General features: G+C 62.6%; 16 protein-coding genes. 10 read left to right on the top strand and 6 right to left on the bottom strand.

The features are described 5' to 3' along the window. Nucleotides 1–15: 15 nt before the first annotated feature. Nucleotides 16–384 carry a DUF4870 domain-containing protein gene (locus tag J3A98_RS24785; protein WP_176682882.1) on the bottom strand — a complete coding sequence of 123 codons (369 nt, stop codon included), beginning with the start codon at nt 382–384 and terminating at the stop codon, nt 16–18. A 23-nt stretch (nt 385–407) separates the two neighbouring features. Next, the gene (gene rph, locus J3A98_RS24780; RefSeq protein ID WP_176682883.1) at nt 408–1,130 is read right to left on the bottom strand and encodes a ribonuclease PH; all 723 of its coding nucleotides are present in this window, start codon (nt 1,128–1,130) and stop codon (nt 408–410) included. A gap of 227 nt (nt 1,131–1,357) precedes the next feature. On the opposite strand from rph, the gene J3A98_RS24775 reads away from it, so the two are divergent. Together J3A98_RS24775 and gmk are read left to right on the top strand one after the other, a co-directional pair. Next, entirely contained in the window at nt 1,358–2,221 is an 864-nt protein-coding gene (locus J3A98_RS24775) for a YicC/YloC family endoribonuclease (protein WP_176682884.1), read from the top strand. A 13-nt stretch (nt 2,222–2,234) separates the two neighbouring features. Further along, nucleotides 2,235–2,855, top strand: a complete 621-nt coding sequence (gene gmk / locus J3A98_RS24770) for a guanylate kinase (RefSeq protein WP_209969144.1) — start codon at nt 2,235–2,237, stop codon at nt 2,853–2,855. Nucleotides 2,856–2,986: 131 nt separating this feature from the next. On the opposite strand, the gene J3A98_RS24765 is transcribed toward gmk, so the two are convergent. The 3 genes from J3A98_RS24765 to J3A98_RS24755 all read right to left on the bottom strand — a co-directional run bounded on the left by J3A98_RS24765 (nt 2,987) and on the right by J3A98_RS24755 (nt 6,802). Next, nucleotides 2,987–4,528 carry an APC family permease gene (locus J3A98_RS24765; protein WP_209969140.1) on the bottom strand — a complete coding sequence of 514 codons (1,542 nt, stop codon included), beginning with the start codon at nt 4,526–4,528 and terminating at the stop codon, nt 2,987–2,989. 119 nt (nt 4,529–4,647) lie between these two features. Beyond that, the gene (locus tag J3A98_RS24760; protein ID WP_209969137.1) at nt 4,648–5,415 is read right to left on the bottom strand and encodes a gamma-glutamyl-gamma-aminobutyrate hydrolase family protein; all 768 of its coding nucleotides are present in this window, start codon (nt 5,413–5,415) and stop codon (nt 4,648–4,650) included. A 4-nt stretch (nt 5,416–5,419) separates the two neighbouring features. Beyond that, nucleotides 5,420–6,802 (bottom strand): glutamine synthetase family protein, encoded by a 1,383-nt coding sequence (locus J3A98_RS24755; protein WP_176682888.1) that lies wholly within the window; start codon nt 6,800–6,802, stop codon nt 5,420–5,422. A 204-nt stretch (nt 6,803–7,006) separates the two neighbouring features. Between J3A98_RS24755 and J3A98_RS24750 the strand changes: the two genes are divergently transcribed. The 5 genes from J3A98_RS24750 to J3A98_RS24730 all read left to right on the top strand — a co-directional run bounded on the left by J3A98_RS24750 (nt 7,007) and on the right by J3A98_RS24730 (nt 11,742). Beyond that, the gene (locus J3A98_RS24750; RefSeq protein ID WP_176682889.1) at nt 7,007–7,879 is read left to right on the top strand and encodes a LysR family transcriptional regulator; all 873 of its coding nucleotides are present in this window, start codon (nt 7,007–7,009) and stop codon (nt 7,877–7,879) included. Between the two features lie 239 nt (nt 7,880–8,118). Continuing rightward, nucleotides 8,119–8,382, top strand: coding sequence for a DNA-directed RNA polymerase subunit omega (gene rpoZ, locus J3A98_RS24745; protein WP_003253383.1), 264 nt, complete (start codon nt 8,119–8,121; stop codon nt 8,380–8,382). 59 nt (nt 8,383–8,441) lie between these two features. Continuing rightward, nucleotides 8,442–10,550 (top strand): bifunctional GTP diphosphokinase/guanosine-3',5'-bis pyrophosphate 3'-pyrophosphohydrolase, encoded by a 2,109-nt coding sequence (gene spoT / locus J3A98_RS24740; RefSeq protein WP_176682890.1) that lies wholly within the window; start codon nt 8,442–8,444, stop codon nt 10,548–10,550. Between the two features lie 23 nt (nt 10,551–10,573). Then, complete coding sequence (locus tag J3A98_RS24735; protein WP_003253379.1) at nt 10,574–10,954, top strand: RidA family protein; 381 nt, start codon at nt 10,574–10,576, stop codon at nt 10,952–10,954. 56 nt (nt 10,955–11,010) lie between these two features. Continuing rightward, nucleotides 11,011–11,742, top strand: coding sequence for a hypothetical protein (locus J3A98_RS24730; protein ID WP_209969135.1), 732 nt, complete (start codon nt 11,011–11,013; stop codon nt 11,740–11,742). Nucleotides 11,743–11,911: 169 nt separating this feature from the next. Here J3A98_RS24730 and J3A98_RS24725 read toward each other — a convergent pair whose 3' ends face one another. Next, entirely contained in the window at nt 11,912–12,769 is an 858-nt protein-coding gene (locus tag J3A98_RS24725; protein WP_209969132.1) for an SDR family oxidoreductase, read from the bottom strand. Nucleotides 12,770–12,959: 190 nt separating this feature from the next. Here J3A98_RS24725 and exbB point away from each other — a divergent pair, with 190 nt between their 5' ends. The 3 genes from exbB to J3A98_RS24710 are packed head-to-tail and all read left to right on the top strand — an operon-like array spanning nt 12,960 to nt 15,094. Further along, nucleotides 12,960–13,934: a tonB-system energizer ExbB gene (gene exbB / locus J3A98_RS24720; RefSeq protein ID WP_209969130.1), complete on the top strand. Its 975-nt coding sequence runs from the start codon at nt 12,960–12,962 to the stop codon at nt 13,932–13,934. Between the two features lie 3 nt (nt 13,935–13,937). Then, nucleotides 13,938–14,366 (top strand): TonB system transport protein ExbD, encoded by a 429-nt coding sequence (gene exbD, locus J3A98_RS24715; RefSeq protein ID WP_176682894.1) that lies wholly within the window; start codon nt 13,938–13,940, stop codon nt 14,364–14,366. Beyond that, complete coding sequence (locus J3A98_RS24710; protein WP_176682895.1) at nt 14,363–15,094, top strand: energy transducer TonB; 732 nt, start codon at nt 14,363–14,365, stop codon at nt 15,092–15,094. The genes exbD and J3A98_RS24710 overlap by 4 nt, the downstream gene beginning before the upstream one ends. The last annotated feature ends 24 nt before the right edge of the window (nt 15,095–15,118 follow it).

The raw sequence follows: 15,118 nt of genomic DNA, 5'->3' as shown, positions 1-15,118 counted from the left end.
TTGCAGCCCCAATGGTTATTTGATCGGCCGCCAGATCATCGGGTAGCGATAAGGCTTGCCCTCATTCGCCCGCACCGCCGCAATGATGATCAGGATCATCACGGCCACTGCGAGCATGGCAAACAGCACCAGCCCGATGACCACGAACATCAGCAGGAAGCAGATGAGCCCGGCAATGGTCACGCTGATCTGAAAGTTCAGCGCCTCTTTGCCCTGGGCGTCGATAAAAGGGTCTTGCTCGCGCTTGAGGTGCCATAGCACCAGCGGGCCCAGCAGGTGGCCAAGCGGCACTACCAGGCCCAGAAGCGCGGAGAGGTGGCAGAGCATCGCCCATTGCCGCACTTCGGCATTGGGCGGGGTGACCGACAGGTTCGAATCGCTCATGCCCCGCACCTCCTGGGCTGGCTTCAGTCAGCCAGTGCCGCCTGCTGCAGCTCGAAAATCTCGTCCATGCCCTTCTGCGCCAGAGCGAGCATGGCGTTGAAATCTTCCGGCTGGAACGGTGCACCTTCGGCAGTACCCTGGACTTCGATGAAGCCACCGGCGCTGGTCATGACCACATTCAGGTCGGTTTCGGCTGCGGAGTCTTCCAGGTAGTCGAGGTCCAGCACCGCTTCGCCCTGGTACATGCCGACAGATACGGCTGCGATCATGTGCTTGAGCGGGTTGCCGCCCTTGAGGCCGCCGCGCTTCTTGATCACTGCCAAAGCGTCGCACAAGGCGACCATGGCGCCGGTAATGGACGCGGTGCGGGTACCGCCATCGGCCTGGATCACGTCGCAATCGACGTACAGGGTGATGTCACCGAGCTTGCTCATGTCCAGCGCGGCGCGCAGCGAACGGCCGATCAGGCGCTGGATTTCCAGGGTGCGGCCACCCTGCTTGCCACGGCTGGCTTCGCGTTGGTTACGTTCGCCGGTGGAGCGCGGCAGCATGCCATACTCGGCGGTCAGCCAGCCTTGGCCCTGGCCTTTGAGGAAGCGCGGTACACCGTTTTCAACGCTGACCGTGCAGATGACCTTGGTGTCACCGAACTCGACCAGTACCGACCCTTCGGCGTGCTTGGTGTAGTTGCGGGTGATGCGGATCGAGCGGAGCTGATCGGCGGCGCGACCACTTGGACGTTTCATCTGGGATACCTGTACTGGGACTTTGAATCTGCCGAGCATTATAGAGCCCGTAGCCCAGGGAAGACATGCCTATTGTCGCGCCCGGCACAGCCCGTCGCCTTTTCCTACCCCAGTAGCCACCCGTCGGTAACATAGGTGGATTGGGCGCCACGGCGACACTGCGCTACAATCCTGCGCCTTGCAGCCGAGAGGCTCCCACCGTTCATTCATCTACGCGAGGTACTCCCATGGTGCACAGCATGACCGCTTTTGCTCGTGTCGAGCGCGCCGGCAGCCAAGGCACCCTGGTCTGGGAGCTGCGTTCGGTCAACCACCGTTACCTGGAGCCGCATTTGCGTCTGCCTGAGGCCCTGCGCGACCTCGAAGGCGGCGTACGTGAAGGCCTGCGCCAGGGCCTGTCACGCGGCAAGGTGGAATGCACCTTGCGCCTCAACGAAGACAGCAACGGCAAACCGCTGAAGGTGGACCATGAGCGCGCCGCGCAACTGGTTGCCGCCGCCGAGGAAGTGGCCGGCCTGATCAAGCAGCCGGCCCCCCTGAACCCGCTGGAAGTGTTGTCATGGCCAGGCGTACTGGTGGCCGACACCAGCGATCCACAGGCACTGAATGCCGAAGCCATGGCGCTGTTCGACGAAGCGCTGGCCGAACTCAAGGCCGGGCGCCAGCGCGAAGGCCTGGAGCTGGCCCGGCTGATCAACGAACGCCTGGACAACATGGCCAGCGAAGTCACTACCCTGCGCGCCCTGGTGCCGCAGATGCTGGCGGCGCAGCGGCAGAAGATTCTCGACCGCTTCGGCGACATGCAAGCCGAGCTCGACCCGCAGCGCCTGGAGCAGGAGATGGTCCTGCTGGCCCAGAAAAGCGACGTGGCAGAGGAGCTCGACCGCCTCAGCACCCACGTCACTGAAGTACGCCGAGTGCTCAAGGGTGGTGGGGCCGCTGGCCGGCGCCTGGACTTCCTGATGCAGGAACTCAACCGCGAGGCCAACACCCTCGGCTCCAAGGCCTTCGACCCACGCAGCACGCAAGCGGCGGTCAACCTGAAGGTATTGATCGAACAGATGCGTGAACAAGTACAGAACATCGAGTAAGGCCACCCCGACCATGAACCACAGCAGCGGCACCCTCTACATCGTTTCGGCCCCTTCGGGCGCCGGCAAGACCAGCCTGGTCACCGCCCTGACCAAGGACGACCAGCAGATCCGCGTCTCGGTCTCGCACACCACCCGCGCCATGCGCCCGGGCGAACAGCACGGGGTGAACTATCACTTCGTCGTCCATGAGGAATTCAAGGCTCTGATCGCGCAAGGTGACTTTCTGGAGCATGCCGAAGTGTTCGGCAACTTCTACGGTACTTCGCGCAGCGCGCTGCAGCAGACCCTGGACCAGGGCTACGACCTGATCCTGGAAATCGACTGGCAAGGTGCCCAGCAAGTGCGCAAGCTGATGCCACAGGCGCTGTCGGTGTTCATCCTGCCGCCAAGCCAGGAGGCGCTTCGCCAGCGCCTGGACGGACGCGGGCAGGACAGCGAAGAGATCATCGCCGGGCGCATGAAGGAAGCGGTCAGCGAGATGGTGCACTACGACGAGTATGACTACGTGATCATCAACAATGATTTCGACGTGGCGCTGGAAGATTTGAAGGCAGTGTTCCGCTCGAATCGGCTGCTGCTGAAGAAGCAACAGCAGCGCCATGCAGCGCTGCTGGAGCAAATGATCGGCTAAAGATCGATGGGGCTGCATTGCAGCCCTTCGCGGGCACGCCCGCTCCCACGGGTTAATCACTGCCTTGAGGCTTGTGCCGTACCTGTGGGAGCGGGCGTGCCCGCGAAGGGCCGCAAAGCGGCCCCAATGATTTATTCCTGCAGAGGCAAGGTAGCCTGCTGGCGCAGGGTAGCCCCGAGGAAGTACGCCGGCGCACGCATGCGCGACAGGATCATCAGCCCGATACCCAGCACCGAGATGATCGCAGCAATCACGAACACCAGCCCCACCCCACCCACATGCGAGCCGCTGCCGAAGTCCGGCGAGGCACTGTCGATGGCGGTACGCACGAAGATCACCGACAAGATCACCCCGCCCACCAGCGGGCACAGGCCGCGCATGATGAAGTGGCGCAGGCTGTCGAACAGGCTGTCGCGGAAATACCAGACGCAGGCAAACGCGGTCAGCGAATAGTAGAAGCAGATCATCATGCCCAGTGCAGTGATGGTATCTGCCAGTACGTTCTCGCTCAGCGTACGCATGGTCACGTAGAACAGGCCTGCAGCCACGCCGGCGCAGATGGTGGCATAGCGTGGCGTTTGCGAGCGCGGGCAGACGCTGGCGAACTTCTGTGGTACCGCACCGTAATAACCCATGGCCAACAAGGTGCGCGCCGGCGCCACGAAGGTGGACTGCAGCGACGCCGCCGTACTGGCCAGCACGGCGATGGACATCAGGATCGCCAGCGGCCCCATGACCGGGCCGGCCAGGTGGGCAAAGACGTTCTCCTGGATGCGCGGGTTGTTCAGGCCCAGGCCCGTTTCGCTGATACCGGCAAACTGCAGGGTGGCGATGGCGGTGAACAGGTACAGGCCGAGGATCAACATCACTGTCCAGGTGGCGGCCTTGCCCGGCACCTCTTCACTGCCCACCGACTCTTCACTGACGGTCAGGCATGTGTCCCAGCCCCAGAAGATGAAGATCGACAGTGACAGGCCAGCGGCAAAGGCCGAGAACGACTCGACACCGAAAGGGTTGAACCAGGCGAAATCGAACGCCAGCGGTGGAGGCGCGGTCGTGCCGCCGAAAGCGGCGAAAGCAAAGCCGACCAACACCAGCAACTGCAGTGCCACCAAGCCGTACTGCACAGTCATGGTGGTGGCGATACCCCGACAGCAGATCCACACTGCCAGGCCGATGAACACGCAACAGGTAATGATGTTGATCAACAGGTTGTCGGCCAATGCTGCCAATTCGTGCTTGCCGGTGATCTGCCCAAGGAACAGGTAGAAGAAGTCCACCGCCACCCCTGCCAGGTTCGACAACACGATCGTGGTGGCAACCACCAGTCCCCAGCCGCCGATCCAGCCGATCATCGGGCCGAATGCACGCGCCGACCAGGTAAACGAAGTACCGCTGTCCGGCTCCGCCGAGTTCAGCTCGCGATAGCCCAGGGCCACCAGCAGCATCGGCAGGAAGCCTACGATGAACACGGCAGGCAGGTGGGCACCCACCTCACGCACGGTAGGGCCAAGGGCGCCGGTCAGGGTATAGACCGGGGCGATGGTGGAAATGCCCAGCACCACGCTGGCCAGCAGGCCCAAGCGGCCCTTGGCCAGGCCTTTGCTGCGCTGAGTGTTGCCCGCGTCGGTCGCCACATCGGGTGGGCGACCGGCTTCTGTGTAATTGCTCATGAGTATTTGCCGTAGATTTTGGAATTGTTTTCACAAGCCTTGAGTGCAAGGCTCGCTTTCACTCATTGAAATTTTGCTATCGGGGACGAGTCATCCGAGACCTTCGGCTGACGTCAGAATCATTCCTGCCGTAAGCCCTCCCGTACTGCGTAGGCAATGCAGGCCTCGCGAAACGCCTGAAACAGACGCAGCGAGACCGGGTTTTCGTTGAAGCGCCATTCCGGATGCCACTGCACGCCGAGCACAAAGCCCGGCGCCGCCGGCATGGACACCGCCTCGATCAGGCCATCCGGGGCCCGCGCCTCAACGCGCAGGCCAGGGGCCAGACGGTCGATGCCCTGACTGTGCAGCGAATTGACCTCGAACTGCGCCGCCAGGCCCAAGCGCTCGAACAACCCGCCAGGCTCGATACTGACCGAGTGGCGAGGGCTGTATTGCACCTCCAGGGGGGCATCCTCAGGTTCGCGGTGGTCAAGGTAGCCAGGCAGTTCCTGCACACGCTGGTGCAGGCTGCCGCCAAGGGCTACGTTCAGTTCCTGGTAGCCACGGCAGATGCAGAATACGGGCACACCGGCGGCAATGGCTGCCTGCAGCAGCGGCAGGGTCAGGCGATCACGCGCCAGATCATGCCGGGTACCCGACACACTGGGGGCGCCATTGTAATGATGCGGCTCGATATTTGAAGGCGAGCCGGTAAAAACAATGCCGTGCAGGCTGGCCAGCAGCGTATGCGAGTCGCTGCCACCATCACGGGCCGGCAAGATCAGCGGCAAGCCGGCAAAGCCGGCCGCCTCGACATATTTGTCGCCGACCGTGTGCGATGAGTTCTTCCCTACCTGCTGGCGGCAGGCGCTGACACCGATCAAAGGGACCGCATTTGCGCTCATGGGCTTACACCGTGTGCAGGTACCAGTTGTACTCGAGGTCGGAAATCGAAACTTCGAACTCGGCCAGTTCGCTTTCCTTGCAGGCCACGAAGATATCGATGTAGTCCGGGCTGATGTATTGGTTGAGGACTTCGCTGTCATCCAGCGCGCGCAGGGCATCGCGCAGATTGTTCGGCAGGCTTTGCTCCAACTGTTCGTAGGAGTTGCCTTCGATCGGCGCCTCGGGCTCGACCTTGTTGGTCAGGCCGTGATGAACCCCGGCAAGAATCGCTGCGAGCATCAGGTACGGGTTGGCATCGGCGCCAGCTACACGGTGTTCAAGGCGCACATTGTCGCTGCTGTCGGTGGGCACACGTACGGCCACGGTGCGGTTGTCCAGCCCCCAGCTCGGCGCATTGGGCACATAGAACTGCGCACCGAAGCGGCGGTACGAGTTGATGTTAGGGCAAAGGAAGGCCATCGACGCCGGCATGGTTTCCAGCACGCCACCGATGGCGTGGCGCAGCGTATCGCTTTGCAGCGGATCGTCACTGGCGAAGATGTTCTTGCCGGTTTTCTTGTCCAGCAATGAAATGTGCACATGCAGGCCGTTGCCTGCCTGGCCCGGGTAGGGCTTGGCCATGAAGGTGGTGTCCATTTCATGGTCGTAGGCGATGTTCTTGATCAGGCGCTTGAGCAGGATCGCATAGTCGCAGGCCTTCAGCGGATCGGCCACATGGTGCAAGTTGACCTCGAACTGCGCTGGTGCGCTTTCCTTGACGATGGCGTCGGCGGGCAGGCCCTGTTCCTTGGCCGCTTCGAGCATGTCCTGCAAGCAGTCGGCGTACTCGTCGAGGTCATCGATCAGGTACACCTGGGTCGAATGCGGGCGCTTGCCGGAGATCGGCGAGCGCGGTGGCTGCGGGCGGCCGTTGAGGTTGTCCTGGTCGATCAGGTAGAACTCCAGCTCGAACGCGGCGCAGATAGTCAGGCCCAGTTCGTCGAACTTGCTCACCACCTGACGCAGCACTTCACGCGGGTCGGCGAAGAACGGCTGGCCATCCAGTTCGTGCATGGTCATCAGCAGCTGGGCGGTGGGGCGCTTCTGCCACGGCTCGTCCGACAACGTGCCGGGGATCGGGAAGCAGATGCGGTCGGCGTCGCCGATGTCCAGGCCAAGGCCGGTGCTTTCGACAGTGGAGCCGTTTATATCAAGGGCGAACAGCGATGCGGGCAGGTTGATGCCCTTCTCGTACACCTTGTGCAGGCTGGCCCGCTCGATGCGCTTGCCACGCACCACGCCGTTCATGTCGGAGATCAGCAGGTCTACGTACTGCGTGTCCGGATGGGCCTGGAGGAAGTCATTCATCTCGCTGGAAGAACTGGCGCACGGGGTTACCGACGTCATGGTGTACATCCTTTGATGTGCTGCGGCGATGTGGGATACGGCTGGCGCCTCACGGGCGACGATGGTTGCAGCTGTTGTTGTTTTCACTTTCCCATCGTGGGGACTGGTTACCCGACCGGGCGCATTGATTCCGGGGGGCCGTTTCACTATAAAATGGCTCAGACGCAACAGACATTGGCAATTTGGCAAGCAGAGCGTGCATCAATGCAATATCAGATTACCCACGCCGACCTCTCTCTGGTCCTGGCACTGGAACGTGGCCGCTCGCTGGCCAAAGCCGCCGAACTGCTCAAAGTCGACGTTTCGACCGTGTTCCGCTCGATCCGCCGATTGGAGTCGGCGCTGGGCACCGCCTTGTTCGTCAAGAGCCGAAAGGGCTATCTGCCGACTGACACCGCCCAGGCCTTGGCAGAGCAGGCCGAACGTGCCGAGCAGGCGCTGGAAGCGGCGCGCATTGCCATGACCAGTGGCGAGCAGGTGGTCAGCGGCACGGTGCGCCTGACCTGCACCGAGGCGGTGATGCACAGCCTGTTGCTGCCGGCACTGGCCGAGTTCATGCCCAACTACCCGGCCTTGTCGCTGGAAATGGGTACCTCCAACACCTTCGCCAACCTCAGCCGGCGCGACGCCGACATTGCCCTGCGCCTGACCAACACGCCACCGGAGCACCTGGTGGGCCGCAACCTGGGCTCTACCTCCTATGTACTCTGCGGTCAGCCACAGTGGCGCGAGCGCCTGAGCGAGTCGCCCGCCAGCGTGCCATGGATCGCACCTGACGACTCGATGCAGGACCACCCTACGGTGGTCTGGCGCAACCAGCAGCACCCGGGCCTGAGCCCGCGCTACCAGTGCAGCAGCATGTCGACCATTGCCCAGTTGGTCACGGCCGGCCTGGGCGTGGCAGCACTGCCAGACTACATGGTGCATGCGCTGCCCGGGGTGGATGCACTGAGCGGCCCCCTGCCCGGCTGCGACACCCAGTTGTGGCTGCTGACCCGGCCGGATTGTCGGGCGTTGCGCTCGGTGCAGACCTTGTTCGAAGAGCTGACCCCGCGGTTGCGTGACGCGATGCTCTGAGGTTATCGTCGGGACAAAGCGTCGAGGGTGTCTGTTGCGACCCTTTCGCGGGTAAACCCGCTCCTACGAGGTAAGTGGTACCTGTAGGAGCGGGTTTACCCGCGAAGAAGCCGACGCGGGCCTGAAGGTACCACCCGGCAAAACAGCGCTTCCCTATTGGCTGGTGAATTTTTATACTATCGAGTCCGCCTGCCCACTAATGGGCTGCACGCCCACCGCAATTGCTACTGAGGAAGACCATGGCCCGCGTAACTGTTGAAGACTGCCTGGAACACGTGGATAACCGCTTTGAGCTGGTCATGCTCTCGACCAAGCGCGCTCGCCAACTGGCGACCGGCGGCAAAGAGCCACGCGTTGCGTGGGAAAACGACAAGCCAACCGTTGTTGCCCTGCGTGAAATTGCCGAAGGCATCGTCACCAACGAGTTCATCGCCGCTGAAGAGATCGTCACCGAGGATCCGGTGTTCGCCGCGTTCGAGGACGAGAACAACGAGGCTGTCTGATTGATGCCAGGTCGACGTCGTACGGCGCAAGGCCCTCTTCCTCGGCAGGAGGTGAACCCATGCCGGGTATAGAAGCCTTGGCCGAACGGCTTTCGACCTATCTTGGCCCCGAACAGGTCAACCTGGTCCGGCGTGCCTATTTCTACGCCGAACAGGCCCACGATGGGCAACGCCGCCGCAGCGGCGAGCCCTACGTGACCCACCCGCTGGCCGTGGCCAGCATCCTCGCCGACATGCACATGGACCATCAGAGCCTGATGGCGGCCATGTTGCACGATGTGATCGAAGACACCGGCATCGCCAAGGAAGCCCTCAGCCAGCAGTTTGGCGAGACCGTGGCCGAACTGGTCGATGGGGTCAGCAAGCTGACCCAGATGAATTTCGAAACCAAGGCCGAGGCGCAGGCGGAAAACTTCCAGAAGATGGCCATGGCCATGGCCCGCGACATCCGCGTGATCCTGGTCAAGCTGGCGGACCGCCTGCACAACATGCGCACACTGGAAGTGCTGTCTGGCGAAAAACGCCGGCGCATCGCCAAGGAAACCCTCGAAATCTACGCCCCCATCGCCAACCGCCTGGGGATGCACAATGTGCGGGTGGAGTTCGAAGACCTTGGCTTCAAGGCCATGCACCCGATGCGCTCGTCGCTGATTTACCGTGCAGTGAAGAGCGCACGCGGCAACCGCAAAGAGATCGTCGCCAAGATCGAGCACTCGCTGGCCAACTGCCTGGCCGCCGACGGCATCGAGGGCGAGGTCAGCGGTCGGCAGAAACACCTCTATGGCATCTACAAGAAGATGCGCGGCAAGCGCCGTGCCTTCAACGAGATCATGGACGTGTATGCCTTCCGCATCATCGTCGACAAGGTGGATACCTGCTACCGCGTGCTCGGCGCCGTGCACAACCTCTACAAGCCGCTGCCCGGGCGCTTCAAGGATTACATCGCGATCCCCAAGGCCAACGGCTACCAGTCGTTGCACACTACCCTGTTCGGCATGCACGGCGTGCCCATCGAAATCCAGATCCGCACCCGCGAAATGGAAGAGATGGCCAACAACGGCATCGCTGCACACTGGCTGTACAAGTCCAACGACGACGAGCAGCCCAAGGGCAGCCACGCGCGTGCCCGCCAGTGGGTCAAGGGCATCCTCGAACTGCAGCAACGTGCCGGCAACTCCCTGGAATTCATCGAGAGCGTGAAGATCGACCTGTTCCCGGACGAGGTCTACGTATTCACCCCCAAAGGCCGGATCATGGAGTTGCCCAAAGGCTCCACGGCCGTCGATTTCGCCTATGCGGTGCACACCGACGTTGGTAACAGCTGTATCGCGTGCCGCATCAACCGCCGCCTGGCGCCACTGTCCGAACCGCTACAAAGCGGCTCGACAGTAGAAATCGTCAGCGCCCCGGGCGCTCGGCCAAACCCGGCCTGGCTCAACTTTGTGGTCTCCGGCAAGGCGCGCACGAATATCCGCCACGCGCTCAAGCAACAGCGCCGCTCGGAGTCCATCAGCCTGGGCGAGCGCCTGCTGAACAAGGTGCTCACAGGCTTCGACAGCAGCCTGGAGAAAATCCCTCAGGAACGCGTCCAGTCTATTCTCGCCGAATACCGCCTGGAGCTGATAGAAGACCTGCTCGAAGACATCGGCCTGGGCAACCGCATGGCCTACGTGGTCGCGCGCCGCCTGCTGTCGGCCGAAGGCGAACAGCTGCCGGCGCCAGAAGGCCCGCTGGCGATCCGCGGTACCGAAGGCCTGGTGCTGAGCTACGCCAAGTGCTGCACGCCGATCCCGGGTGACCCGATTGTCGGCCACCTGTCGGCCGGCAAGGGCATGGTCGTGCACCTGGAGAACTGCCGCAACATCAGTGAAATCCGCCACAACCCCGAAAAGTGCGTGCAGCTCTCCTGGGCCAAGGACATCACTGGCGAGTTCAATGTCGAACTGCGTGTCGAGCTGGAACACCAGCGCGGGCTGATCGCCCTGCTGGCCAGCAGCGTCAACGCCGCCGACGGTAACATCGAAAAGATCAGCATGGACGAACGCGACGGCCGTATCAGCGTGGTCCAACTGGTGGTCAGCGTGCACGACCGCGTGCACCTGGCGCGTGTGATCAAGAAGCTGCGTACCCTGACCGGTGTGGTCCGCATCACCCGCATGCGTACGTAGTCCGCCAACCGCAAGGAGTCATCATGAGCAAAACCGTCATCAACAGCGACAAGGCCCCTGCCGCCATCGGCACCTACTCGCAGGCGATCAAGGCCGGCAACACCGTGTACATGTCGGGCCAAATCCCTCTGGACCCGAAGACCATGGAACTGGTCGAAGGCTTCGAAGCCCAGACCGTGCAGGTGTTCGAGAACCTCAAGGCCGTGGCTGAAGCCGCTGGCGGTTCGTTCAAGGACATCGTGAAACTGAACATCTTCCTCACCGACCTGAGCCACTTCGCCAAGGTAAACGAGGTGATGGGCCGCTACTTCGAACAGCCCTACCCAGCCCGCGCTGCCATCGGCGTTGCCGCGCTGCCGAAAGGCTCTCAGGTCGAAATGGACGCCATCCTGGTCATCGAATGATGCCCGGGTGACGGGCCCTGCCCGTCACCCTCCTTACTCCGCAAGGTTATCCCGTCATGCGTCAAGCACTGCCCTTCGCGCTGGCAGCCCTGCTACTGGGCGGCTGCACCAGCCACAAACCCGAAGATTTCAACGGCATCTGGATCAACCAGGAAGCCATCACTGCGGCGGTCAAAGCCGGCAGCCTGCGCCAGGCGCTGAATGAGCACGGCCCAGTGTTCGAGTGGAAGCTCGACGTGGCCAATCAGCAAGCTAGCTATAGCAATGGTTTCGAGGCCGCTGACGGCCAGCTGAGCGCCAATGACAAGCAATGGCAGGCCAGCTTCCAGGGCGGCCAGACCGAGCAGCTTTCGCTCGATGGCGACGAGCTGCTGGCCGTCGACCAGAACGGCGCCAAGCAAACCTTCGTGCGCGCAAAGGCGTCGGTGTCAGCCAACGCACCACTTGGCAGCAGCTTCGAGAAAGCGCTGTACCAGGCCTACCTGGGCGGTAACTGGAAGATCGTCGAAGGCCAGGGCAAAGGTGCCAGCGTGCGCTTCAGCGACACCGGCAACGTCACCGGCCTACCCGGGCCGGACCGCTTCGCCCTGTGCCTGGCGGGTGATTGTGCGACCATGGGTGGCAGCAATGACAGCCTGTGGCTGGAGCGCAACCAGCGCGGTGCACCGTTCATCATCAAGCGCGATGGCGACAAGCTGGAGATTTTCCAGGCAGTGAACCGTGCGCAGCCGGATGAAATGCCGGAGCTGGCAGCCGGCAAGCGTCAGTGGACGCTGGAGCGCACCTGAGATGATGCGCGCCCCCTGTAGGAGCGGGTTTACCCGCGAAGAAGACACCGCGGTGGATGGCACGGGCTTCGCCCGTGTTCGCGGGCAAGCCCGCTCCCACAGGGATCGCGCCAGCTTTTAGAAATTGAGCAAGACAGTTGCTCCCACAAGGCATCGCGCCAGTTGCCAGCTAGGCTTTTCCTGCCAGGATCGCGGCGTAGCCTTCCTTGTAGCTCGGATATACCGGCGCCCAACCCAGCGCCCGCGCCCGGGCATTACTGCAGCGCTTGCTGCCGGTACGCCGTACCCGTTGCTCATCGGACCACTCGGTAACCCCCATATACGCCCGCAGCCAGGCCACCACATCGGCCAGCGGCGCCGGGTCATCGTCGACACCGATGTAGCAATCATCCACTGCCTTGCCATCAGCATCGGCCTGCAGCAGAAACGCCAGCAGGCTGGCGGCATCTTCGGCATGAATGCGGTTGCCATACAGCGGCGGCTCCTCGGCCACGCGGTAACCCTGACGCACCTGGCTCAGCAACCACTCGCGCCCCGGGCCATAGATACCGGTCAGGCGGACCACGCTCGCCGGGATGCCGCTGCCCAATGCCAACCGTTCAGCCTCCAGCATCACCCGCCCGGAATAGCCCTCAGGCTCGGTGGCAGCGCCCTCCTCTATCCACTCGCCGCCCTTCTGCGCATACACGCTGCTGCTGGAGACGAACAACAGCCGGCGCGGGCGTTGGCCACGTTCGGCCAACCAGGCCAACACATGGCGCAAACCATCGACATAGGCTGCCTGGTAACCCGCCTCATCGTGCTGGCTGGCTGCCACGCAGTACACCAGGTAGTCCAGCGCGCCCTGTGGCCAGGCCTGCGGTATCGACGGTTCGGCCAAGTCTGCAGCAACCGGCTGAACCCCAGCGGGCAGCTGATTAACAGAACGGCGCAGGCCGCTCACCTTCCAACCTTTAGCCAACATCTGCCTGGCCAGACGCCCACCCACATCACCACAACCCACCACCATCACGGAAAGGTCTGACATCTCTAAACTCCCCTAGACCAATTGATCAGCCTGGCCACGCTACACGATGGGCGGCTAGACCATAGGCGAAAAAAGCTACAATATTACTTTTGTTAACAAGAATTACTTGCAATAATGGCCGCCAATTTGTTCTCGGCCTGCATCGAGGCCTTGGAGAACGTTCACTTTTTCTTCATCAGGTCCGGCCAGCATGACACGTACTCAATCTTCCGCTTCGCCAACCCCGTCGCGCGCCTGGCGCGCCATCGCCGCGCTGACACTTAGCCTGGTGCTGGCCCCGGTGGCCATGGCCGATGAGCCAACCACCAACGCCGCCACACCTGCTGCTGCCACTGCTCCGGCCGCACCCGCTGCTGCCCCAGCCGATGCGCCGGCGCCTGATGCCACTGCCACCAACCCGGCAGATGCACCGGCCGCGGCAGACCCGAGCGTTCAAGCCCTGGTCGAAGACACCTCGCTGGGCATGGCCCATGACCTGTCGCCATGGGGCATGTACAAGAACGCCGACATCGTGGTGAAGATCGTCATGATCGGCCTGGCCATCGCCTCCATCATCACCTGGACCATCTGGATTGCCAAAGGCTTCGAGCTGATGGGCGCCAAGCGCCGCCTGCGTGGCGAAATCGCCCAGCTGAAGAAGTCCACCACCCTCAAAGAAGCCAGCGAAGTCTCCAACAAGGCAGGCACCCTGGCCCATACCCTGGTCCATGATGCCCTCGAAGAGATGCGTCTTTCGGCGAACGCTCGCGAAAAAGAAGGCATCAAGGAACGCGTCAGTTTCCGTCTGGAGCGCCTGGTGCATGCCAGCGGCCGTACCATGAGCAGCGGCACCGGCGTCCTCGCCACCATCGGCTCCACCGCGCCGTTCGTCGGTCTGTTCGGTACCGTATGGGGCATCATGAACAGCTTCATCGGCATCGCCAAGACCCAGACCACCAACCTGGCCGTAGTTGCCCCAGGTATCGCCGAAGCGCTGCTGGCCACTGCTCTGGGCCTGGTCGCGGCAATCCCGGCCGTGGTCATCTACAACGTCTTCGCCCGCTCCATTGCCGGTTACAAGGCGCAGGTGTCCGATGCCTCCGCCCAGGTACTGCTGCTGGTCAGCCGTGATCTGGACCACCAGGGCAGCGAGCGCGCCGCCCCGCACATGGTGAAAGTGGGGTAAGCCATGGGCCTGCATCTCAACGAAGGTGGCGACGACCTCGCCGAAAACCACGAAATCAACGTTACGCCGTTCATCGACGTGATGCTGGTGCTGCTGATCATCTTCATGGTCGCCGCCCCCTTGGCAACGGTCGACATCAAGGTCGACCTGCCGGCCTCAACCGCCAAACCAGCGCCAAGGCCCGAGAAACCGGTGTTCGTCAGCGTCAAGGCCGACCAGAAGTTGTATGTCGGCGACGATCTGGTTGCTGCACCCGACCAGCTTGGCCCGATGCTCGACGCCAAGACCAAGGGTGACAAGGAAACCACCATCTTCTTCCAGGCTGACAAAGGCGTGGATTACGGCGACCTGATGGAAGTGATGAACAACATGCGCGCGGCCGGCTACCTGAAAGTCGGTCTGGTAGGTCTCGAGACGGCAGCCAAGAAATGATGAAAACGCGCTCTAACATGGCGCGCTACGGTGGCAGCCTGGCGATCGTGCTGGGCGTGCACGTGGTCGCCGTGCTGCTGACGCTCAACTGGTCGGTGCCCCAGGCCATCGAGCTGCCCCCGGCAGCGATGATGGTCGAACTGGCACCGTTGCCGGAGCCTGCGCCACCACCACCCCCAAAGGCAGCTCCGCAGCCACCGGCCCCGGTCGAGGAACCGCCGATGCCGAAGCTGGCAGAAGCGCCCAAGCCCAAGATTGCCATCCCCAAGCCGCCCAAGCCGAAGGCCAAGCCCCAGCCGCCCAAGCCCGAGAAAAAGCCTGAGCCGCCGAAGGAAGCACCCCCCACCGAGCAAACGGTGGATGCGCCGCCCAGCAACACGCCACCGCAGAAGTCCGCGGCACCGGCACCGAGCATTGCGTCCAACAGCAACGCCCTGCCAACCTGGCAGAGCGACCTGCTGCGCCACCTGGCCAAGTACAAGCGCTACCCGGAAGACGCGCGCCGTCGCGGCTTGCAAGGTATGAACCGCCTGCGCTTCGTGGTCGACGCCGAAGGCAAGGTCGTGTCGTACTCCATGGCCGGTGGTTCAGGCAGTGCTTCACTGGATCGGGCGACCTTGGAAATGATCCGTCGGGCCGGCACGGTACCCAAGCCGCCACCCGAGTTGCTGAACAATGGCACGATTGAAGTCGTGGCACCGTTCGTCTACTCACTGGACCGCCGCTGAGACTTTTGTTTCTGTCACAATTCG

The sequence above is a fragment of the Pseudomonas sp. BP6 genome, from assembly GCF_017875935.1.
In the GTDB taxonomy this organism is placed as follows: Bacteria; Pseudomonadota; Gammaproteobacteria; order Pseudomonadales; family Pseudomonadaceae; genus Aquipseudomonas; species Aquipseudomonas putida_Y.
The sequence above is the reverse complement of the archived record's forward strand: the minus strand, read 5'-3'. Positions and strand labels throughout refer to the sequence as shown.